Here is a 20,932-nt window from a genome sequence, read left to right as displayed (position 1 = left end):
ACAACTCAAAAATTTATGGACACTAACACAGTTTTCTCGCAATCGATTTCGTTAAAAGAATTAGGAATTGAAAATGCAAGAGTTCGTTATCAACTATCTGCAGATGAATTACATGAGATTACTTTGCAGTCAGGACAAGGTGTTGAGAATTCTACCGGTGCGTTAGCAATTAATACAGGTGAATTTACAGGTCGTTCTCCACAGGATCGTTTTATCGTAAAAGACGATGTAACTAAAGATCAAGTATGGTGGGGAAATGTAAATATCCCGTTTGAACCTCAGGCTTTTGAAAAGCTTTATAATAAAGTAACAGCATTTTTATCGGATAAAGAAGTTTTTGTTCGTGATTCTTATGTCTGCTCTGATCCAAATTATAGATTAAATGTTCGTGTAATTACCGAAACAGCTTGGTCAAATTTGTTTTGTTACAATATGTTTTTACGTCCAGAAGAATCTGAGCTGGCTAATTTTACTCCAGAATGGACAGTAGTTTGTGCTCCAAGTTTTATGGCAGATCCTGCTGTAGATGGAACACGTCAGTCTAATTTTGCTATTTTAGATTTCACTAAAAAAATCGCTTTAATTGGCGGAACTGGTTATACAGGGGAAATGAAAAAAGGAATTTTCTCTGCATTGAACTTTATTCTTCCAGTTTTTAAAAATACACTTCCAATGCACTGCAGTGCCAATGTTGGCGAAGACGGAGACACCGCTATTTTCTTCGGATTATCTGGAACGGGAAAAACAACTTTATCTGCAGATCCAGAACGTAAATTAATCGGAGACGATGAACACGGATGGACAAACGAAAATACAGTTTTCAACTTTGAAGGAGGTTGTTATGCAAAAGTAATCAACTTGACGGAAGAAAATGAACCAGACATTTTTAGAGCAATCAAAAAAGGAGCACTTTTAGAAAATGTGGTTTTCAAAGCTGGAACAAACGAAGTAGATTATGATGATGTTTCGATCACTCAAAATACTCGTGTAAGTTACCCAATAACACATATTGATAATGTACAGCCAGGTCTGGTTGGTCATAATCCAAAAAATATATTTTTCTTAACGGCTGATTCTTTCGGAATTCTGCCTCCAATTTCAAGATTGACTCCAGGTCAGGCGGCATATCATTTTATTTCCGGATATACTGCAAAAGTTGCTGGAACAGAAGCTGGTGTAACAGAGCCTCAGCCTAATTTCTCAGCTTGTTTTGGAGCGCCATTTATGCCTTTGCACCCAACGCGTTATGCTGAAATGTTGAGCAAAAAAATGAAAGATGCAGGAGTAAAAGTATGGTTGATCAACACAGGATGGACTGGTGGAGCATACGGAACAGGAAGTCGTATGAAATTGAAATATACTCGTGCAATGATTACGGCTGCTTTAAAAGGAGAATTAGATAATGTAGGATACGAAAATCATGCAGTATTTGGAATTGCTAAACCTCAATCTTGTCCAAATGTTCCAGAAGAAATTTTAAATCCCAGAAATACTTGGGAAGACAAAGATTTATACGATAAAAAAGCGTTAGAACTAGCTCAGAAATTCAAAGCTAATTTTGCCAAATTTGAAGAGTTTGCCAATGCTGAAATCTTAGCTGGAGCACCGATTACAGAATAAAAGGAATTCATTAATTCAAATAAAAAAAGCTGTTCAATATCTGAACAGCTTTTTTTGTTTGGTTTCCAATCGCAGTAAAAAAAATAAAAAAATAAATAGAACACTGAAAAACTGCGACTGAAAAACCTCAAAAAAAAAAATAAATTATTTTTTCGCTTCGTCGATGCGTTTTTGCATTAAATCCCAAGTATAGTAATGGAAAGTCATTCCGTTGCTCATGGCTACAAAAAGTCCGTTTTTGAATTTTGGCCCTAAGTTTAAACTTGTTACATCTGCACCATCGCATTCTACTGTAGAAGTTGGAATTTCAGCCAATAAAGGGTAGCTGTTTGGATTTCCATTTGCACCTTCTCTTGGGTAAACCATAAAAGTATTTGCTTGTTGGTTTGATACTAAAATATATCCTGTAGAATCTGTTTTCTTGTAGATTGCGATTCCTTCATTATCTGCTTTAAAATCTTTTTGACCAAAAAGAGCCAATTCTTTATTGTCGTTTAAAGCTGGATCTGCTTTGTATTTTCTAATTCCGAATTGTTCGTCACAATAGTAAACAAAGCCTAATTCGTTATCGACTGCAATAGCTTCGATTTCTTTTTTACCACTGTAAGTTCCGAATTTACGAACCACTTTTGCAGCTGCGAATTTTCCGTTTCCAGAAAGTTCATATTGCCATAAATAAGTTCCAGATGGACCTGTTTTTCTTCCTACAATAGCAAAAATCTTTCCGTCAGAAGGACGTGTATATAAAGAAATTCCCATTGGATCGCGTTGTGCTTCTCCTTCAAAAACTGGAATTCCGCCATTATCGATTGGTTCTAAATCAGGTAAGCTAAAGATTCTGATTTTGTTTTCTTCACGTTCTGTAGTTACAGCAACGTCAACTTTTTTTCCGTCAATGATTAATCCGTAAGCGATATCAACATTGTTTGGACGTTTTAATGTTATTGATTTTTTAAGGATTTTTCCATTCAAATCAAAAGCATACAAACCTCCGTCTGTGTCTTTATCTGTTCCAACAATGATACTTTTTGTAGCATCTGTTGGATTGATCCAGATTGAAGGATCGTCTGTATCGTGAGGTAAAGCTTCGGTAACAACTGTTGGTTTTACAGCATTTGGCTGAATTGGCGCTAATTTGTCGTCTTTACAAGCTGTAAATGAAACCGCTAAAAGTAAAAGAGCAACTAAAGATTTATTTTTCATTTGTGTAATATATTTTAATGCAATTAGACAGAGCGCAAAACTCTGTCTAATTTAATAATTTTAAAAAAGGTGCAGATTACAAGTCTAATTTCAATCCTAAATTGTAACGTGCTTGGTAATATTCAGCTTGTTTTGTGTGAGCTTCAATTCCTTGGTAGTAACGTAACGGTTGGTTTGTTATGTTGTTAGCCTCAGCAAAAACACGTAATTTAGGAGTAATTTTATAAGAAGCATTTGCATCTAAGAAAAATTGCTTGTCATAGAAACTATCTTTGTAAGACTCAGAACCTAATTCATCTAAGTAATCAGATGTAAAGTTTGTAGAGATTCTTGCAGAGAAACGTTTGTTTTCCCAAGATAAAGATCCGTTAAACATGTGCGGTGCAGTACCAGGAAGACTAATGTTGTTTCTTTCATTTCCATCCTCATCAGCAATTCCTTTTGCTTTAGATTTTGTGTAAGTATAGTTCAAATAGATACCAAAACCTTTCAAGAATTTACCAGGTAAGAAATCTAACTGACGTTGTAAAGCAACCTCAAATCCGTAAACATTAACATTGTCTCCGTTTCTTGATTGTAAGAAAGACCAGTTTTCTCCAGCTGGAATTGGGTTTGACTGATTTGGGAAATCTGCAGCAAATTTCGCATCAGTATATTGATTGTCGCTGTAGTTGTAAATGAAATCATTTAATCTTTTGTAGAAAACACCTCCAGAGATCAAACCAACAGATTTGAAATAGTTTTCTACCATTAAATCATAGTTGTATGCGTATGTAGCTTTAAGATCTGGATTTCCAGCTGTAATTTCTTTGTCTGCAGCAATATTGTTTACATAAGGCGCAAGTGCATAGTAATTTGGTCTAGCCAAAGCCGTTGTAGCAGCAGCTCTTAAAACTAAATCTTTTGTTGCGTTGTATTGGAATGAAATACTTGGCAATACATTCGTGTATGAGTTTGTATTGTTGATTTTACTTTCTAATTCTTCTTCATCCAATACACGGTTTCCTGTATAATCAATGTGCGTGTTCTCAACACGAACCCCCATTACCATCGAAAGTTTGTCATTAAAATCCTGATCCCATCTTACGTAAGCAGCAGAGATTCTTTCTTTAGCATTATAGTTAACAGCTAAATATTCAGCTGGATCTGTTTCTTTTTCAAATAAAGTAGAATTATTTAAATCTAAACCTCCTAAGTATGAAGCCGAAGCAAAAGTTCCTGGTACATATTTACTTCCTGGATTGAATCCTTGTCCGTCAAAATAAGATGTTGGAACATCAGATAATAATTCCATATTATCATTTAATGGAGTATAAGAATAGAACATGTTGTTTCTTTCTTTCTCTTTTAAACGAAGTCTAAGACCTGTTCTCAAACGTCCTTTTTCACCTGCAATTACAGAGAATGGGAAACGGATGTTTACTTTAGCACCAAATTCACTTTCGCTAGTTTCGTCTGTGTTTTCTGTTACAGAATCAAATGCAAATTCATCAGTAGATTCACCAGCAGTAGTCATTAAAGGAAATCTAGGATTAGATAAATCCTGGAACATCTCTAAACCTTTTTGACGGTATTCGATATAACGCTCACCTGGACGGTATTCTCTAGCTTTTGCATAGTTTGCAGACCAATCTAAATCTAATTTAGAGTTGATTAAGTGTTCTCCGCGAAGAGAGTAGTTTTGAACTCTTTGATCTTCTAATCTTCTGTTTTTGTTTCTGCTGTTATCTAAACCACCTTTAGTTTGACGTTTTACACGACCTTCAAATCCTGTGATAGTTTCGCCATCGTAAATAGCTTCGATATCATCATAAGTAGTTCTGAAACGGTTTTCTCTATCATCTCTCCAGTTGTAGATAGCATTAGCGAAAATAGTATTGTTTTCGTTGAATTTATAATCTAAAGCGATAGATCCACTACGACGAATACGTTGTACATCGTACTTTCTGATCTCTGCAGCTTGTAAATAATCATTTCCAAATTCATCTCTAACCCATTCGTTTTCGATGTTATCAGAACCATAATCAACATTGTTGTAAGAACCACTCACAACAACTCCTAATTTGTTGTCGATAAAACGATTACCGTAAACGAAACCAGCAGTATAAGAAGCGTGATCACGAATTGGCAAATAACCTCCAGCAAGAGTTGCAGAAATTCTTTCTCCGTTTGGAGTTGCTCTTGTAATTAAGTTTACAGAACCTCCAATCGCATCAGCATCCATGTCTGGTGTAAGTGTTTTGTTTACTTCGATTGTAGAAATCATATCAGATGGAATTAAGTCCATTTGTACGTTTCTGTTGTCTCCTTCAGCAGATGGAATTCTGTCACCATTTAAAGTTACAGAGTTCAAAGATGGAGCTAAACCTCTAATAATGATGTTACGAGCCTCACCTTGGTCATTTTGCATTGTGATACCTGGAACACGTTTTAAAGCGTCTCCTACGTTCGCATCAGGAAAACGACCCATTTGATCTGAAGAAATTACGTTTCCGATGTTTTTGTTGTTTTTCTGTTGGTTAAGCGCTTTTGCCTGACCTTTTAAGATGTCCCCAACAATAACTTCTTTCAATTCATTTTCAGAAGCTTTAAGAGCAAAATCGATTACATTGTTTTTTCCTTGCTCTACTTTTATTTCTTGAGATAAAGTAGTATATCCAATATATTTTACTTCAACTTTGTAAGTTCCCTCATTAATGTTTAGTAATTCGAAACGACCGTTGTAGTCGGAAACGGTGTATTTTTTCTCTCCTACAATTTGAACCATAGCTCCAGGTAGAGGAAGTTTGTCATCAGCATCTAATATCTTTCCAGATATAATAGCCTTCTGAGCAAAACCCGTAAAGGCTAATAAAAAGAATGCTGTTAATAGATAAAATTTTTTCATTGTTGTGTGTTTGTTTTATTTTCGGTTGCGAAACTAAAACCCCTATATTACTACAGCCTTGAAAAAAAATTAACATAATGTTATGATTGAGCTGTTTCTGTTAAGGTTTATTAATCTTTAAATAACACAAAAAGGATCAAATAATTGATTCACAACTAAAAAGAGAAAAGTATTTTGATTGTAATTGAAAAATTGGCGTTAAATTTGCCGTATCATCATAATCAAAAATCATCAATCATGTTAAAACAATTTTTTATCCTATGTTCAGGAGTCGACCGTGACATCCTGAAAGACTGCTCAGAAGGCGAACAAACCAAATATGTTGGTATTGGAGCCACAGTTTTCTTTACAGCAGTTATGGCTTTTTTGGCCAGTGCTTATGCGCTTTTTACCGTTTTCGATTCTATTTATCCCGCTTTAATTTTCGGATTTGTATGGAGTTTATTAATCTTTAATTTAGATAGATTTATAGTTTCTACTATTAAAAAAAGAGATCGTTTTCTGGATGAATTCCTGCAGGCTACTCCTCGTATTATATTGGCGATTATTATTGCGATTGTAATTTCGAAGCCATTAGAGATTAAAATCTTCGAAAAAGAAATTAATACGGTTTTATTGAAAGAGAAAAACGAAATGGAATTGGCCAATAAAAAACAAATTGGAACTTATTTCAAAACAGATTTAGATAAAAACAAAGCAGAGATTGCAGCGTTAAAAGCTGATATTACAAAGAAAGAGAAAGAAGTAAACGATTTGTATTCGGTTTACATCACAGAGGCGGAAGGAACTACTGGAACGAAGAAATTAGGAAAAGGCCCAGTTTATAAAGAAAAACGCGAGAAACACGATGCAGCTCTGAAAGAATTCGAAACGCTCAAAAAGACAAACGAAGCAAAAATTGCAGAAAAAGAAAAAGCAGGAGTACAGCTTCAGGCCGACTTAGATAAGAAAGTTTCGCAGACACAGCCCATCATTGAAGGTTTCGACGGATTAATGGCGCGTATTAATGCGTTGAATAAATTACCTTGGTTACCATCATTTTTCATTATGTTGTTGTTTCTAGCCATTGAAACTTCTCCAATTATTGCCAAATTATTAGCACCAAAAGGTGAATTCGATTTCAAACAAGAAGAAGCCGAAACCGCCATGAAAGCTACTTTAGAACAAAATAAATACCAGCGTGAATTATTAGTAAAAACCAGTGCCGAAATGCACGATAGAGTTTATGCTGATATTGCAGAAGACAAAGGTTTATTTGACCTGCAACGCAAAAATGCAAAAGAACTATTGGAATTACAATCGCATAAATTTGTAGAAAAACAAAAGGCAACACTTTGATAATTTAGCCGCAATCCCGATAGCTATCGGGAGCAAGGATTTTTCGCAAGGTTTGCAAAGTTTCTATAAAAAAGTAACCCCATCAGCAATAACTGATGGGGTTTTTCTTTGCAAACCTTGCGTAAGTCTTAGCGACCTTTGCAGTTAAGCTATTACATATAACTTAAAATCTCTTTTTTATAAGCATCATATTCTCCTTGCATAATCAAACCATTATCAAGAAGTTTTTTGTAATTCTGTAATTTATCGAAAAGTTCTTCTTTAGATAAATCACTTAATTTACGTTCTCCGGTTGGTTGAGTTGGAAGCGGTTCATAGGTCTCTGTAACTACAGGAGCAGCTGGTAAAATTTCAGCAAAACTTGTTACTTCTTCTGTTTCTACTTCTTCGATTTCATCTTCCACTTCTGGTTCTTCTTCTTCAATAATTTCCTGAATTGGAGTTGCTGTCTGAACAGGATTTTTTAATAAATCCAATTGTTCTTTAGCGTAAGTATAAATTTTTCTAGCCTGAATTTTCGGAATATAATCGATAGAAACCGCTAAATCAGTTTTAGTCCCAAATGAAAATTCAGAACCTAAGATATTTTCTTTTACAAAAGTACTTGCAATATCATCCCAGGTGTAATCTGTAAAATCCATAGAAAGACCTAAATTTTTAGGCTTGCAAATGATAATTCTTTTATTTGTCAAAACGATACTGTCTGGAAAAACAGTAATAGCAGGCTTTTTTTGCACTGCGATATATCCAACTTCTTCGCCTTTCATTAATAAATCTGTAAGTTTCGAAGTGATTTTTTCAATCGCTTTTGGATCTTGTTCTTCGTTCAGAAATTTTTTAAATTGTTCTTTCATTGCTTATAAGTTGCTAAGTTTCATAGCTGCTGAGCGGCTAAGTTTTTTTACTGACGCTACAAATGTAATGCCTAATTTTCTAATTGCTTCGCCTGTTCGGTAAAAATTTACGTTGATTCGATAATTTCATTCTGAATTTTCTTTGTCAAACTTTTGAAAACTAATTCGTACGAATGATCTATCAATTCCTTGACAAATTTTACGGGTAAATTTCCATTTAAAGAAACCGTATTCCAATGCACTTTACTCATATGAAATCCAGGTTGTATTTCGTCATATTCAGCTCTAAGTTCCTGTGCGCGATCGGGATCACATTTTAAGTTTACCGACTGCTCGTTTTTTTCCCATTGCGATAAAGAAGACAAAGCAAACATTTTGCCGCCTACCTTAAAAACCAAAGTATCTTCATCAAAAGGAAAATGTTCGCTGACTCCTTTTTTTGAAAGACAATATTCGTAAAACATTTCTAAATTCATAATTATTTATTTACCTATTTCTCCTAAATGTGTGTATTTAAAGTCTTTTTCATATTTCAATCCATAACCAAAAATACGATCCATTGCAGAGTGTGAAAATAAAATAATTCCCATTAACTGCACAATCTCAATACTTAAATAACATCCAACAGCATAAATTAAAAGTGCAATTCCTTTGTGGTGAAAGATATTATAGAGAAGCGCTCCGGTTTTGTTTCCAAAGGCATAACCAATCATCGATAAATCGGGAGCAAGAATTAAAGCCAGAAACCACCACCATTCATAATTTAAACGGTTGAATAAAAAGATGCCAAGAATAAACAAAGCGGCTTCTTCGAGTTTTAAAACTGTTTTCATTTGATTATTTTTTCCATCATCTTTTCAGGATGATTGAGTTTTGTAAATCCGAATTTCTCGTATAAAAAGTGCGCGTCAGTTGTGGCCAATCGCCAGATTTTGACTTCTTGCAATTGCGGTTCGTTCATCATCGTTTCGATTAAAATAGAAGAATAACCTTTTCCGCGATGTTCTGCTGTAATAAAAACGTCCATTAAATAAGCGAAAACGACATAATCGGTTATCACGCGTGCAAAACCGATTTGTTTGTCATCTAAATAAATTCCAAAACAAACTGAAGCATCGATTGTTCGTTGCACTTCGTCAATTGTTCGCCCCGCTGCCCAATAAATGTCTTTTAAAAAATTCTGAATGAACGGAACATCGAGCTTTGTTTTATCTGTAGAGACGGTTACCATTATTGTTTGTTTTTTAGCCACAAATTACACAAATTACCACAAATTTCTTTTTAATATTTTGCCACAGATTAATTGATTTTCACAGATTAAATCATTTTAATCCTTTAATCTGTGTCAAAAAATAATTCGCGAAAATTTGTGTAATTTGTGGTTGATTTTTTTTAAATTTTATATAAAATCGGTTTCGACGGACTGGCATCATTTTCAAACGAAGCAATTTGAAGATTTAAAATATAATTGCCGTCTTCAATTTCGTCCGAAACATAAATCATCTCCGTAATCGTTGCATTTAATCTAGCTTCAGCATTAAGATTTACAGTATCTTTTACATTCCAAAACGCTTTATGTGCTAATAATTTTCCTTCATCATGTTCTTTATCAACACTTGGCAAATCAATGAGTAAATGCTGAATTTCGCTTTTGCGGATGAAAATCGCAGCCTCTTCAGCCAAATACGGCGGATTTGTATTGGAATATTTTCTTGATTTTTTTTCCAATTGATTCGGAAGCGTTCGAATGATTAATGCTTCTGTTTTTTCAGTAATTAAGCTTACAATTTGACTTTTTGTAATAACGAAATCCTCGTCGATTTTTTCAGGTTCAATTGTAATCAATTTTGCAGTAAAGAAAAACTGTTTTAGCGATTGATTAATACTGTAAAAATCATTCGTAATATGTCCCAAGCATTCCGTATGCGTACCATGCCCATGCGGATTGAAGAAAATATTATTAAAATTCGTAGATGATTTTCCTTCCGAAACTTTGCCAATCCAATCTCCAAAAACTACAGGTTCAATAGAAGGTTTTTCGATATACCAAGCAATCGGATTTTCATCTGTATTGGTTAATGGAATTGAGATATCGATGGGTTTTGATAAATCTATTTCGAAGTTGTTGATTTTTGCTAACACAAATTTGGGTTTTGTGCCGCAAAGACGCTAAGTCACAAAGTTTTTTAAATTTTGCGTCTTTGTGCCTTCGTGGCTAATTTTACTCTTCCAAATTTAGATAAAATAAATCTGAAGCAATTCCATCCGTTAAAAATTTTCCTTTTGGAGTTGGTTTTAAAATGTTGTTTTCAATTGAAAGCAAATCATCATTTAAGAATTTTTCAGATTGTTTTTGAAGATAATCTAGATATTCTAATCCAAATTCGTTTTCGATTCTGTCTAAAGAAACGCCCCAAATCGTTCGTAATCCTGTCATAATATATTCATTATAACGATCAGAAATCGTCAGCGTTTCAGTTTCAATAGGGAGTTCGTCGTTTTGAATTGATTTTATATAAAGCGAATTATTAGCAATATTCCATCCTCTTTTTTCACCATCATAACTATGTGCCGAAGGTCCGATTCCGATATATTTTTTGCCTAGCCAATACGCCGAATTATTTTTAGAAAAATAATTCTCTTTCCCGAAATTCGATAATTCGTAATGAATAAAACCGTTGTTTTGAAGCATTTCAACCAAAATCATAAAATGATTGGAAGCCACTTCATCTTGAGGTTCAGCAACTTTTCCAGTTTGAATTAATTTGCTCAAAGCCGTTTTCGGTTCAACCGTCAGAGCATAACTCGAAATATGGGGAATGCCGAAATCTAAAGCTGTTTGAATATTCTGTTTCCACATTTCGTCACTCAATCCTGGAATTCCGTAAATCAAATCCAACGAAATATTGTCGAAATATTTTGTCGCTTCTTCCAGACATTTTTTGGCTTCCGCCGAATTATGAGCGCGATTCATCATTTTCAAATCCTCTTCATAAAATGATTGGATTCCAATGCTTAATCGGTTTATCGGACTTTTGGATAATTCTAAAATTCGCTCAACAGACAAATCATCTGGATTTGCTTCCAAAGTAATTTCAGGATTTTCAACAACTTCATAATTTTTGTAAACTTCAGAAATCAGGAAATTGATTTCTTCGTTACTTAAAACTGACGGAGTTCCTCCTCCAAAATAAATAGTCTCAACAACTTCACTAGAAAACTCATTTTTACGCATACCAATTTCTTTGGCTAAAGCCAAAACCATATCGTCTTTCTTTTTCATAGAAGTCGAAAAATGGAAGTCGCAGTAATGACAAGCCTGCTTGCAAAATGGTATGTGAATGTAAATGCCGCTCATTTTTTAGTTTTCAGTCTCGGTTTTCAGTCTCAGCATTCGGCAGCAGATAAACTGCAAACCGTGACTGAGACTGAAAACTATTTCTTAACTCGATCCTCGTTTTGTTTCACAAAAGCATCCCAACCAGAATAACTTTTTCCGGCAACAACTTTTCCAGAGTTAAAGTGATGACAAACCGCAGCTGCCAAACCGTCTGTTGAATCCAGATTTTTTGGTAATTCTTTTAAGCCTAAAAGCTGTTGCAACATTTTAGCAACTTGTTCTTTGCTAGCGTTTCCGTTTCCGGTAATCGCCATTTTTATCTTTTTAGGTTCGTATTCCGTAATCGGAATTCCTCTTGAAAGTCCTGCCGCCATGGCAACACCTTGCGCACGACCTAACTTCAGCATCGACTGAACATTTTTGCCAAAGAAAGGCGCTTCAATTGCAATTTCATCAGGACAATGCGTTTCGATTAGTTCGATCGTTCTTTCAAAAATGATTCTTAATTTTTGGTAATGATTGTCGTATTTGGAAAGCTGCAATTCGTTTAATTGCAAAAATTCCATTTTTTTATTGGTCACTTTAATCAATCCGAAACCCATAATTGTGGTTCCTGGGTCAATACCTAATATGATGCGTTCTTGTGTCATTCTTAGTGGGTTACACAAAGTTTCGTTAAGTTTCCATAGAGATTCACAAAGTTTTTATTTTCTCCGTGTATCTTTGTGATTTCTTCGTGAATCTTTGCGAAATAGCTTTACTTTTGCGGCATGATTTCAATTCCACACAAAGCTAAGCAATTCCTAGTTCTTCTGGCCAAACTTTTAATTGTTGGTGGCGCATTTTATTTTATTTACAATCAGCTGGCTAACAATGACAAATTAGACTGGAACAAATTCATTGCTTTGTTTCAAAAAAATCAATCGGTTTTAGGAATTGGATTTATCTTGCTTTTAAGCGTTTTGAATCGCTATTTCGAGATTTTGAAATGGCAGAATTTGGCGCAAGTCATTCATAAAATTTCCCTTTACGAAGCTACAAAACAAGTTTTAGCCGCTTTAACAGCCGGAATTTTTACACCAAATGGAGTAGGAGAGTATGCTGGAAAAGCTTTGTATTATCCAAAATCTGAAGCAAAAAGAGTTGTTTTCCTGAACTTAATCTGCAACGGAATCCAAATGATTCTGACCGTGATTTTCGGGATTTTTGGATTGCTTTATTTCAACGCACAATTCAATGTAATTACAACCAAAACAGTCTTAATTCTTTTCGGCGGATTTGTTTTGATTTTAGTTATTTTATTTTCCATTAAAAAAATAAAAGTCAAAGGATATTCAATAGAAAAACTCATTCATAAAATCAATGAAATTCCGAAATCGGTTCATCAAAAAAACATCTTTTTAGGAATTTTGAGATATTTGGTTTTTTCGCATCAATATTACTTTTTATTTTTAGGTTTTGATGTCGATCTACCGTATTTAACTTTAATGGCGGCGATTACATCAGTTTATTTTCTGGCTTCTTCATTACCTACTTTTCAGTTTTTAGATTTTGCTGTGAAAGGAAGCGTAGCCATTTATTTCTTTGGAATTTTAGGTGTAAACGAATGGATTGTCATTTTCATCAGCACTTTAATGTGGTTTTTAAATGTCGTTCTTCCAGTCGTTTTAGGAAGCTATTTTGTATTGAATTTTAAAACCAAAACCACAGAATGATTTTTGGTTTGTTTGCCATATTAGGGATTTATATAATTAGTATTGAATTACTTATTTATGGTTTTTTCAAAATAAAAAAATACAAAAAACAGGATTTAGAACCCAAAACAAGCTTTACGATTATAGTCCCGTTTCGGAATGAAAAAGAAAATTTGCCGATACTTTTGGAGAGTTTTTCGAATTTGAATTATCCACGAGATTTATTCGAAGTTATTTTAGTTGATGATAATTCTAGTGAAAAATTTCAATTTTTAAATTCCAAATTCCAAGTTTCTGTAATCGAAAATATACGCGTTTCAAAATCTCCCAAAAAAGATGCGATTACAACTGCAATGCAACATGTAAAAACCAATTGGGTAATTACAACCGATGCTGATTGTGTAGTTCCAGAAAACTGGCTTCTGACATTTGATAATTACATTCAAGAAAATGAAGTTTCTATGTTGGCGGGCGCTGTCACGTACAAATGCGAGAATTTATTTTTAGACCATTTTCAGCAATTGGACTTAACAAGTCTGCAAGGTGCAACAATTGGAAGTTTTGGTTTGAACAAAGGATTTATGTGTAATGGAGCCAATTTTGCTTATACGAAATCATTGTTTGAAAATGTAAACGGCTTTGAAGGAAATGACAAAATCGCTAGTGGAGACGATGTTTTTTTACTTCAAAAAGCAATTGAAAAATTTCCCAATAAAGTGCAATATTTAAAAGCTGATGAAGCAATTGTTACCACAAAACCAACCGGAAACTGGAAAGCTTTATTTCACCAAAGAGTGCGTTGGGCAGCCAAAACCAGTTCATACAAAAGTACTTTCGGCAAATTTTTGGGTTTAATTGTTTTCTTCGGAAATCTGAGTTTTGTAATTGGATTTTGCTTCCTTCTTTTCGGATTTTGGCCGTATCCAATTTTTGTAATTTTTGCTTTTACTAAGTTTTTAATTGATTTCGTTTTACTTTCAATAACCAATCAATTCTTGACGAAGACTAGCATTAAAAGCCTTTTACTAAGTAGTTTTTTATATCCGTTTTTTAGTTCGTCTGTCGCTTTATATAGTCTATTTGGTTCTTACGAATGGAAAGATCGTCAGTTTAAAAAATAATTTAAACCATATAAGTTATACAAGAGAATTTAAGCAAAGAATAACAATAGTATAAATGAACTTATATCACTTATATGGTAAAATAAAAAACTATTCTTTTGCTTTTATAATTACAGGTAGAATAAATTGAGTTTTAACTGGAACACCACGTTTTATAGCTGGATTCACTTTCGGGAAATCGACTAAACGAGCGTGTAAAATACTGTCAATTTTTATGGTATCATAAGCCACAGAATCTTTTGGAAACTGAGGTTCAAATTTCATTGTAGCATTTGGAAAAACCGTTACTTTCACTTCAATTGTATCCAATTCAGGATATAAAATTGATAAGGTGTCAACGTTCAGTTTCTCTTGAATCAAATTCGACATTACTTCAAAAAAGCATTGCTGACGAAGTTTTTTATCGGCTATTTTTTCGCAGTTAGGAACGGAAGGATATTCATCAACTTCTTTCCAATTGATTGATTTTAATTCTTTTTGAAGTAATTCCTTTTCAGACGGAACCTGCCTCTCAAAATATTGACAGGAATTAAATAAAACACAAATAAAAAGGGGAAAAAACTGCCTCAAAGTTTTTAAATTGAATGAATGAACAAAAATACGATTATTTTTTTTGAGAAGCTTTGTATTCTAAATAATCTTCATAGTTTTCAGAAAGCCAATTTTCTTTGTTTTTCTCTGCAACTTCCTTTTGATCAGGATATAATTTAATCAGTCTATCTGAAAATGCAGCTATTTGAACCGTATAAGTATAAAATTCAGTTTTTGTTAAAAGTATATTCGGATCGTTTTTTGTATTGAAAAACTCAAAAAACAATTTATCAAAGTCTTTCATAGAAAAACTGAGTACTTTTTTCTTATTGCTATTATAAAGACTGTCTTGCAATACTTGGTCATCTGCAGAAAGTTTCTTAGATTGAGCATATGTATTTTCACTCATTGAAAACATGAAGAATAGAAAGAAAACTATTTTTACAAACGTTCGCATATTATTAAAATCGCTTAAATTGTAAGTGCAAATTTACAAAAATATTATGGATTTACTTTTAGTATTATTAGGTTTTATCTGTATGATTGTTGGGGTTTTCGGAAGTTTTATCCCTGTTTTACCCGGACTATCAAGCTGCTGGGTTGGTTTACTGCTTTTATATCTAACCAAAGCGGTCGAAAACAATTATTGGGTTTTAGGAATCACTTTTGTTTTAATGGTTATCATCACCATTTTAGATTATATAATTCCGGCAAAAGGCACCAAAAAGTTTGGAGGAAGTTCTTACGGAGTTTGGGGAACTAATATTGGTTTGATCATCGGGATTCTGGCTCCCATTCCGTTTGGTGTTATCATTGGGCCATTTGTAGGGGCGCTTATAGGCGAATTACTATACGATTCTCAAAATCATAAACGTGCCTTAAAAGCAGCTACAGGATCTGTTCTAGGTTTTCTGGCTTCAAGTTTTGTCAACTTTCTTTTTTCGATAATTTATCTCGGTATTTTTCTGACTATTCTTTGGCAAAATCGAACCCGAATTTTCTAAATAGTAATTTTGAATTTAAGCTTTTTCTTATATTTTTATATTTTTCAAAATAAATCTTAATTTTTTGAAAATATTTTTTTATATTATAGATTACGCCAAGCTTTATGTTTACTGCTTTTGTCAGTTTTAAGTGTTAAATACCTGAAAATCGAACAACTAAAATTTTAACTTATTTTTTGGAAATGTTAATATATTTTATATTTTTATCACGATAAACGATAAAAAGCCTCACTTTATCGATTATTTTGAGCGAGTTTAAATAATTGTTTCCCCCTAAAATAAGTTAAACGTATGACCCCAAACCTACAAATTGAACTTAGACGTTTTATATCATCTAATGTTGTCTCCAAATTAAATAAGTTTTATTTTGAAAATGATGCTCTTTTGATAAAGGGAATTGATGTCTCGATCGGTACAATTTTAATGGGACTCTACAACAAAGCCGAAGAATCTGATTTTTACTCCGAAATCGTTTCAATGATACAAGAAGATTCAACCTTTTACCAGGAAATCGATTTTAATGCAGGCAGGATTTTATCAGTAGATGACTGCTACCGTTTAGAAGGAAACGCTTTACTTAAAGAATTGTTTTCCAATAAAAAAGGAAGAATTTCAGAAATGGTTTCAAACGAAGTCGGAATCAAAAGCGAAACAGCTAGAGAAATACTTAACTTTTCAGCTCTTCTTGTAATGTCTTACCTAAGATATAATCTTCAACTAATAGAAAGCCTAAAATTACTTCTTGAAGATCAAAAAAGAGATATCTTAAACAGTATTCCGCCCGGAATCAAAATCATCCTTGGTTTTTCATGTTACGAAACAGTCGAAGACAAAAGCCAATCTATGGGAAGATCAATTTTTACCCTTTTCGGACATAATTTTTTCAGTTTCTAAAATAAAAAAATCCCATTTTCAAAAGAAAACAGGATTCTGTATCATTCAAATTTGAGAAACGATTAAACGTTTTTCAAATTGATAATTTCTTGTTCGGTCAAAAAGCGCCAATTTCCTCTCGGAAGATTCTTTTTGGTTAAACCAGCAAAAGAAACACGGTCAATTCGAAGCACATTGTACTCGAAAGATTCAAAAATAGAGCGAACCACTTTTACATTTGCTGTACGTAGTTTAAGACCTACTTCGCTTTTTGGTTCATTATCAATATAACTAATTTCCTCAATAAAAACGCGGTGTCCGTCAAGAACCAAACCTTTACTGATTTTTTCTAAATCTTCAAATTTCAAGTTTTTATCTAAAGAAACCTGATAAATTTTAGACGATTTTTGGTTTGGTAAAGTAAACTTACGAATCATATCCGTATCATTTGTAAATACCAATAAACCTGTAGTGTTCTTGTCCATTCTTCCGATAGCAGCAATTTTTGCATTTGTTGCACCACGTACAAGTTCTAGAACGTTACGATATTCCTGACCTTCATCAAGAGCAGTTGTAAAGTTTTTAGGCTTATTCAACAAAATATATTCTTTCTTTTCAGGAGTTAATGTAACACCATCAAAGTTTACAACATCATTCAATTTTACCAAATATCCCATTTCGGTAACAACAGTTCCGTTAACTTTCACGTTTCCAGACTGAATATAAATATCAGCATCACGACGAGAACAAACACCAGAATTTGAGATGTATTTATTCAAACGAATTTCATCTGAAGCCTTTTGTCTTTTCGGAGCCTGATTCTGTTTTTTAAATTTTTCTTCCGCAGCAGCATTAGCGGCTTTAACCTCCGGTTTCACTTTTTTCGGCCCTTGCGCACGTTTCGCCATAGGAGGTTTTGGCTTATTAGAGTTTGATCTTGAGCTATTTGGTCTCGATCCGCCTCTTTTATTATTGCCTTCCTTGTTGTTCATAAAATTATTAATTTGTGCAAAGATAGTTTTTTCCTGCTAATAAAACTTAAGTTCATTGTTCTTAGATTAATAGCTTTGATTTTTAGAGGAATAAGAAGCATCACAACCGGCATTTTTTTTAACATGGTTTCCCGCTTTCCGTTCCCAATTTTTTATTTTTTAAAGAAAAAAATAAAAAGATTTCCACTTCAATCGGGGCTAGACTCAAACAATTGGCTTCTTTTAAACATTTTTAGATGTTTCACAGAGATTCATAAAGTAGACACAAAGCATCACAAAAAACTTTGCGAATCTCTGCGAAACCTCTTAGAGTATCTCTGTGGAATAAAAAAACTTAATAGTTAGAAATCAACTCGCGCCCGTGCCACAAAACACTCGGATTAATCAAAACAATGCAGAAAACCCCAGAAACAATCAAGAACTTCAAAAGATTATGAAGCCTTAAAAAATGTTCTTTAGAATCGGATCTCCATAAAAACATCAAAAAGAAAATTAAAACTCCAAAACAAACATAAAAGTAAATGTCCATATAACCTACATCATAAACGTTTACTAAAATATAAACCGGAAAAATGGTAGAAATCGTCAAAGCAGTAATAATCTGTTTCGAGATTTTCTCTCCATAAATTACAGGTATAGTTCTATAATCGTTTACCAAATCGCCTTTTAAATTCTCTAAATCTTTTATCATTTCGCGAATCAATAAAAGTAAAAACAAGAAAACGGCATGTGCTGAAATCACCACAAAATGGCTCATGTGATTTTCAATTTCTTCAAAAGAAATCTTATTGTAAAAATACAGTAGAATGGCAAAAAACGGAGTTACAGCAAGCAAAGCCGACATGAGATTTCCGATAATTGGATATTTTTTAATTTTATGAGAATAAAACCAAATCAGAAAAATGTAAGCAGAAAAGAATAAAAATGCGCGCCACGAAACAATAGAGGCCATTAAAACTGCCAAAAAGTTCAAGCTAAAATAAACCGTTAATTTCGTTTTCTGACTCACCAAACGATCCAGCATCGATTTGTTGGGCCTATTAATTAAATCTTTCTGACTATCGTAAAAATTATTGATAATATAACCCGAAGCAATCGTAACAGCCGAAGCAAAAACAATCAAAAATAAATAGAAATCAAGTAGAATATCCAGCGCTCTAATTTCTGGCGCAAGAATAAAAATAGCCGATAAATATTGCGCTAAAACAATAATAGGAATGTTGTAACCTCTAACCACAGAAAACAGACTAACAATTTTCATTATTAAAAGTTTTTGTTGTCTGCTTAACATAAATAGAATTTGTAAAGGATTAGATTAGGGAAGTTAAAAGATATTTTTGATTTTAAAAATTTAGAGTTGGTTTTTTAACAATTCTTTAGAGCCAAAACCTAATTTTCTGATGCATGCCAAAGCTTGTTTTTGAGACATATCAACTTCTTTGATGTCTTTTTTCTCTACAAAAACCACAGAACCACTCCACGGATTTGGAGCATCTGGAACAAAAACAGTAAAATTGTTTTCGTCAATTTGTTCGATCAAAAAAGCAAATTGCCAGCCAGCATCTGTAGGAACTAAAATTACTTTTAAATTTTCTTTAGATTCAATTCCCATAATATTTTCATTCATGCTTTTCATAAATGAATAACCGGGAACAAAACTTAAAATGCCATCTTCCAATTTCTGAATCAGTTTTTTTGCCTTAGAAGTTTTGGCTAACAAACCTGCTAAAAAACAAATCAGAATAATAATGATTATACCAACAAGCTCCTGAAGTGCAATTCCTAAAACATGTATTCTCGGAAGATTATTTACTAGCGGAAGAGTGACTTTTTGAATAATACCATATCCTTTTTCAAGAATAAGAAGCAGTACAACTAAAGGTGCTAAAAATAGAATTCCTCCTAAAAAAGTTGCTTTAATTATTTTTAAAATACTTTTCATAATAAATAACTTTTAGGATGAAAAACTTATAAAAATCTACTCAAATAACTTCGGCTTGTAAGGGAATTAAAATTGATAAACGACTTCTAATTTATAATCTTTTAAAGCATTTTTTGCACGCTCCAGGTCTTCTGTAAAACCAAGAATGTAACCACCTCCACCAGAACCGCAAAGTTTTAGGTAATAATCGTTGGTGTCAATTCCGTGCTGCCAGATTCCGTGAAATTGTTCTGGAATCATAGGTTTAAAATGATTTAAAACAACTTTAGAAAGTTTTTTGGTGTTGGTAAACAAAGACTTCATATCGCCATGAAGAAAATTGTCTACGCAGGCATCAGTATATTTTACAAATTGATTTTTTAGCATGGCACGGAAACCTTTGTCTTTTAAGTTTTCCATGAAAATACTAACCATTGGAGCTGTTTCTCCAACAATACCTGAATCTAATAAAAACACTGCGCCTTTTCCGTCAAAACTCTGAGTCGGAATACCAGTTGCTTCAATATTATCTTTAGAATTAATTAAAATCGGAATACTCAAATAGCTGTTTAATGGGTCTAAACCAGAACTTTTTCCGTGGAAAAAGCTTTCCATTTGAGAAAATATATTTTTTAAGTGTAATAGTTTTTCGCGAGTCAGATTTTCCAGAACTGTGATTTTGTTTGTAGCATATTTATCATAAATAGCTGCAACAAGCGCACCGCTGCTTCCAACGCCATATCCTTGAGGAATACTAGAATCGAAATACATTCCAGTTTCGACATCATTTTTTAAAGTTTCTAAATCGAAAGTAACCAATTCCGGCTGTTGCGTATGCAGTACTTCAAGATAAGAAGCAAAACTTCTTAAACTTCTGTTAGATGCAATAGCTTCATCTGAAGGTTCTTCGCTTTTTTTCAAAGCGCCATTATAAAAATTATAAGGAATAGAAAGTCCTTTAGAGTCGCGGATAATTCCGTATTCTCCAAAGAGTAATATTTTTGAGTAAAATAAAGGTCCTTTCATGATTTATTTAATGTCTTTTTTTATTTTATTTGGGTCTTGTCTTGTGTCGAAAAAAGCAATTATTTCAATTCTTTTTGTGTTGAATTAATAATATATTATTGTTTGTTTTGACGAAACACACTTGCGATATTTATTATTTAATTCTGATTTAGGAAAAATTTCAGGTTCTATTTGTATTAGATAAATTACTTTGTCTAGATTTGATATAAATTTATTTTTTACTTTCTCCGACCATTTCATTTCTAGGTACTCGAATAGATCAAATAAACTTTTTTGTGCGTTTTTTGAAAAGATTATAGTTCTTTTCATTAACGGTATTTTTTCATCATATCTTCGTAAAGGATAAATTCACCACGTTCAATTTGTCTTTCCCCTTCTTCAATTTCTGCCTTTTGTTCATCAGTCAAATCATCCCACCAATCTTTCTGTTCTTTTTTGAAAATTTTTCGAATAGATTTTAGTATAGCTGGATTTTCAGTGTCTGCTAACAACTTTATTAATTCGAGTTTTTCTAATTGAATGTCCATA

General features: G+C 33.1%; 23 protein-coding genes. 6 read left to right on the top strand and 17 right to left on the bottom strand.

Going from position 1 to position 20,932, the window contains the following annotated elements:
- The first annotated feature begins 15 nt into the window (after positions 1-15).
- Positions 16-1,620, top strand: a complete 1,605-nt coding sequence (gene pckA / locus VGE71_RS15025; protein WP_331139068.1) for a phosphoenolpyruvate carboxykinase (ATP) — start codon at positions 16-18, stop codon at positions 1,618-1,620.
- A 144-nt stretch (positions 1,621-1,764) separates the two neighbouring features.
- On the opposite strand, the gene VGE71_RS15020 is transcribed toward pckA, so the two are convergent.
- Positions 1,765-2,823, bottom strand: coding sequence for a phytase (locus tag VGE71_RS15020; RefSeq protein ID WP_331139067.1), 1,059 nt, complete (start codon positions 2,821-2,823; stop codon positions 1,765-1,767).
- Between the two features lie 76 nt (positions 2,824-2,899).
- A complete protein-coding gene (locus VGE71_RS15015) occupies positions 2,900-5,710 on the bottom strand; it encodes a TonB-dependent receptor (RefSeq protein WP_331139066.1) in 2,811 nt (936 codons plus the stop codon).
- A 237-nt stretch (positions 5,711-5,947) separates the two neighbouring features.
- Here VGE71_RS15015 and VGE71_RS15010 point away from each other — a divergent pair, with 237 nt between their 5' ends.
- Positions 5,948-7,048, top strand: coding sequence for a DUF4407 domain-containing protein (locus VGE71_RS15010; RefSeq protein WP_331139065.1), 1,101 nt, complete (start codon positions 5,948-5,950; stop codon positions 7,046-7,048).
- Between the two features lie 152 nt (positions 7,049-7,200).
- Here VGE71_RS15010 and VGE71_RS15005 read toward each other — a convergent pair whose 3' ends face one another.
- The 7 genes from VGE71_RS15005 to ruvC all read right to left on the bottom strand — a co-directional run bounded on the left by VGE71_RS15005 (position 7,201) and on the right by ruvC (position 11,892).
- Positions 7,201-7,902: a PH domain-containing protein gene (locus VGE71_RS15005; RefSeq protein WP_331139064.1), complete on the bottom strand. Its 702-nt coding sequence runs from the start codon at positions 7,900-7,902 to the stop codon at positions 7,201-7,203.
- 107 nt (positions 7,903-8,009) lie between these two features.
- Positions 8,010-8,378, bottom strand: a complete 369-nt coding sequence (locus VGE71_RS15000) for an MmcQ/YjbR family DNA-binding protein (protein ID WP_331139063.1) — start codon at positions 8,376-8,378, stop codon at positions 8,010-8,012.
- A 6-nt stretch (positions 8,379-8,384) separates the two neighbouring features.
- Positions 8,385-8,735 (bottom strand): DUF4260 domain-containing protein, encoded by a 351-nt coding sequence (locus tag VGE71_RS14995; RefSeq protein WP_331139062.1) that lies wholly within the window; start codon positions 8,733-8,735, stop codon positions 8,385-8,387.
- Positions 8,732-9,133, bottom strand: a complete 402-nt coding sequence (locus VGE71_RS14990; RefSeq protein WP_331139061.1) for a GNAT family N-acetyltransferase — start codon at positions 9,131-9,133, stop codon at positions 8,732-8,734. The genes VGE71_RS14995 and VGE71_RS14990 overlap by 4 nt, the downstream gene beginning before the upstream one ends.
- Before the next feature lie 161 nt (positions 9,134-9,294).
- Positions 9,295-10,044, bottom strand: a complete 750-nt coding sequence (locus tag VGE71_RS14985; protein WP_331139060.1) for a cyclase family protein — start codon at positions 10,042-10,044, stop codon at positions 9,295-9,297.
- A 79-nt stretch (positions 10,045-10,123) separates the two neighbouring features.
- Entirely contained in the window at positions 10,124-11,260 is a 1,137-nt protein-coding gene (gene hemW, locus VGE71_RS14980) for a radical SAM family heme chaperone HemW (RefSeq protein ID WP_331139059.1), read from the bottom strand.
- A gap of 77 nt (positions 11,261-11,337) precedes the next feature.
- Entirely contained in the window at positions 11,338-11,892 is a 555-nt protein-coding gene (gene ruvC / locus VGE71_RS14975; RefSeq protein ID WP_125723175.1) for a crossover junction endodeoxyribonuclease RuvC, read from the bottom strand.
- A 120-nt stretch (positions 11,893-12,012) separates the two neighbouring features.
- On the opposite strand from ruvC, the gene VGE71_RS14970 reads away from it, so the two are divergent.
- Together VGE71_RS14970 and VGE71_RS14965 are read left to right on the top strand one after the other, a co-directional pair.
- A complete protein-coding gene (locus VGE71_RS14970) occupies positions 12,013-12,957 on the top strand; it encodes a hypothetical protein (protein ID WP_331139058.1) in 945 nt (314 codons plus the stop codon).
- Complete coding sequence (locus tag VGE71_RS14965) at positions 12,954-14,057, top strand: glycosyltransferase family 2 protein (protein ID WP_331139057.1); 1,104 nt, start codon at positions 12,954-12,956, stop codon at positions 14,055-14,057. The genes VGE71_RS14970 and VGE71_RS14965 overlap by 4 nt, the downstream gene beginning before the upstream one ends.
- Positions 14,058-14,147: 90 nt before the next feature.
- Here the strand turns inward: VGE71_RS14965 and VGE71_RS14960 are convergent, their stop codons facing one another.
- Entirely contained in the window at positions 14,148-14,627 is a 480-nt protein-coding gene (locus VGE71_RS14960) for a hypothetical protein (protein WP_144215737.1), read from the bottom strand.
- 34 nt (positions 14,628-14,661) lie between these two features.
- Positions 14,662-14,997 (bottom strand): hypothetical protein, encoded by a 336-nt coding sequence (locus VGE71_RS14955; RefSeq protein ID WP_331139056.1) that lies wholly within the window; start codon positions 14,995-14,997, stop codon positions 14,662-14,664.
- Positions 14,998-15,091: 94 nt separating this feature from the next.
- Between VGE71_RS14955 and VGE71_RS14950 the strand changes: the two genes are divergently transcribed.
- On the top strand, positions 15,092-15,592 hold the full coding sequence (locus VGE71_RS14950; protein ID WP_331139055.1) for a DUF456 domain-containing protein: 501 nt from the start codon (positions 15,092-15,094) through the stop codon (positions 15,590-15,592).
- 291 nt (positions 15,593-15,883) lie between these two features.
- Complete coding sequence (locus VGE71_RS14945; RefSeq protein WP_331139054.1) at positions 15,884-16,486, top strand: DUF937 domain-containing protein; 603 nt, start codon at positions 15,884-15,886, stop codon at positions 16,484-16,486.
- A 62-nt stretch (positions 16,487-16,548) separates the two neighbouring features.
- On the opposite strand, the gene VGE71_RS14940 is transcribed toward VGE71_RS14945, so the two are convergent.
- The 6 genes from VGE71_RS14940 to VGE71_RS14915 all read right to left on the bottom strand — a co-directional run bounded on the left by VGE71_RS14940 (position 16,549) and on the right by VGE71_RS14915 (position 20,931).
- Positions 16,549-17,457, bottom strand: a complete 909-nt coding sequence (locus VGE71_RS14940) for a pseudouridine synthase (RefSeq protein WP_331139053.1) — start codon at positions 17,455-17,457, stop codon at positions 16,549-16,551.
- Between the two features lie 334 nt (positions 17,458-17,791).
- Positions 17,792-18,748, bottom strand: a complete 957-nt coding sequence (locus VGE71_RS14935; RefSeq protein ID WP_331139052.1) for a geranylgeranylglycerol-phosphate geranylgeranyltransferase — start codon at positions 18,746-18,748, stop codon at positions 17,792-17,794.
- Between the two features lie 60 nt (positions 18,749-18,808).
- Complete coding sequence (locus VGE71_RS14930) at positions 18,809-19,399, bottom strand: DUF502 domain-containing protein (RefSeq protein WP_331139051.1); 591 nt, start codon at positions 19,397-19,399, stop codon at positions 18,809-18,811.
- A gap of 66 nt (positions 19,400-19,465) precedes the next feature.
- A complete protein-coding gene (locus VGE71_RS14925) occupies positions 19,466-20,404 on the bottom strand; it encodes a mevalonate kinase (RefSeq protein WP_331139050.1) in 939 nt (312 codons plus the stop codon).
- Positions 20,405-20,488: 84 nt separating this feature from the next.
- Positions 20,489-20,713, bottom strand: coding sequence for a type II toxin-antitoxin system RelE/ParE family toxin (locus VGE71_RS14920; protein WP_331139049.1), 225 nt, complete (start codon positions 20,711-20,713; stop codon positions 20,489-20,491).
- Positions 20,713-20,931, bottom strand: coding sequence for a hypothetical protein (locus VGE71_RS14915; protein ID WP_331139048.1), 219 nt, complete (start codon positions 20,929-20,931; stop codon positions 20,713-20,715). Before VGE71_RS14915 ends, VGE71_RS14920 begins: the two co-directional genes overlap by 1 nt.
- Between the last annotated feature and the right edge of the window lies 1 nt (position 20,932).

This window comes from Flavobacterium sp., assembly GCF_036405015.1.
Lineage (GTDB): Bacteria > Bacteroidota > Bacteroidia > Flavobacteriales > Flavobacteriaceae > Flavobacterium.
This window is presented reverse-complemented; position numbering and strand designations above follow the sequence as displayed.

Excerpts from the sequence above, each read along its gene's own strand:
- pckA (WP_331139068.1), top strand. The coding sequence starts at position 16 with ATGGACACTAACACAGTTTTCTCGCAATCGATTTCGTTAAAAGAATTA.
- VGE71_RS15020 (WP_331139067.1), bottom strand. The coding sequence starts at position 2,823 with ATGAAAAATAAATCTTTAGTTGCTCTTTTACTTTTAGCGGTTTCATTT.
- VGE71_RS15015 (WP_331139066.1), bottom strand. The coding sequence starts at position 5,710 with ATGAAAAAATTTTATCTATTAACAGCATTCTTTTTATTAGCCTTTACG.
- VGE71_RS15010 (WP_331139065.1), top strand. The coding sequence starts at position 5,948 with ATGTTAAAACAATTTTTTATCCTATGTTCAGGAGTCGACCGTGACATC.
- VGE71_RS15005 (WP_331139064.1), bottom strand. The coding sequence starts at position 7,902 with ATGAAAGAACAATTTAAAAAATTTCTGAACGAAGAACAAGATCCAAAA.
- VGE71_RS15000 (WP_331139063.1), bottom strand. The coding sequence starts at position 8,378 with ATGAATTTAGAAATGTTTTACGAATATTGTCTTTCAAAAAAAGGAGTC.
- VGE71_RS14995 (WP_331139062.1), bottom strand. The coding sequence starts at position 8,735 with ATGAAAACAGTTTTAAAACTCGAAGAAGCCGCTTTGTTTATTCTTGGC.
- VGE71_RS14990 (WP_331139061.1), bottom strand. The coding sequence starts at position 9,133 with ATGGTAACCGTCTCTACAGATAAAACAAAGCTCGATGTTCCGTTCATT.
- hemW (WP_331139059.1), bottom strand. The coding sequence starts at position 11,260 with ATGAGCGGCATTTACATTCACATACCATTTTGCAAGCAGGCTTGTCAT.
- ruvC (WP_125723175.1), bottom strand. The coding sequence starts at position 11,892 with ATGACACAAGAACGCATCATATTAGGTATTGACCCAGGAACCACAATT.
- VGE71_RS14970 (WP_331139058.1), top strand. The coding sequence starts at position 12,013 with ATGATTTCAATTCCACACAAAGCTAAGCAATTCCTAGTTCTTCTGGCC.
- VGE71_RS14965 (WP_331139057.1), top strand. The coding sequence starts at position 12,954 with ATGATTTTTGGTTTGTTTGCCATATTAGGGATTTATATAATTAGTATT.
- VGE71_RS14955 (WP_331139056.1), bottom strand. The coding sequence starts at position 14,997 with ATGAGTGAAAATACATATGCTCAATCTAAGAAACTTTCTGCAGATGAC.
- VGE71_RS14950 (WP_331139055.1), top strand. The coding sequence starts at position 15,092 with ATGGATTTACTTTTAGTATTATTAGGTTTTATCTGTATGATTGTTGGG.
- VGE71_RS14945 (WP_331139054.1), top strand. The coding sequence starts at position 15,884 with ATGACCCCAAACCTACAAATTGAACTTAGACGTTTTATATCATCTAAT.
- VGE71_RS14940 (WP_331139053.1), bottom strand. The coding sequence starts at position 17,457 with ATGAACAACAAGGAAGGCAATAATAAAAGAGGCGGATCGAGACCAAAT.
- VGE71_RS14935 (WP_331139052.1), bottom strand. The coding sequence starts at position 18,748 with ATGTTAAGCAGACAACAAAAACTTTTAATAATGAAAATTGTTAGTCTG.
- VGE71_RS14930 (WP_331139051.1), bottom strand. The coding sequence starts at position 19,399 with ATGAAAAGTATTTTAAAAATAATTAAAGCAACTTTTTTAGGAGGAATT.
- VGE71_RS14925 (WP_331139050.1), bottom strand. The coding sequence starts at position 20,404 with ATGAAAGGACCTTTATTTTACTCAAAAATATTACTCTTTGGAGAATAC.
- VGE71_RS14920 (WP_331139049.1), bottom strand. The coding sequence starts at position 20,713 with ATGAAAAGAACTATAATCTTTTCAAAAAACGCACAAAAAAGTTTATTT.
- VGE71_RS14915 (WP_331139048.1), bottom strand. The coding sequence starts at position 20,931 with ATGGACATTCAATTAGAAAAACTCGAATTAATAAAGTTGTTAGCAGAC.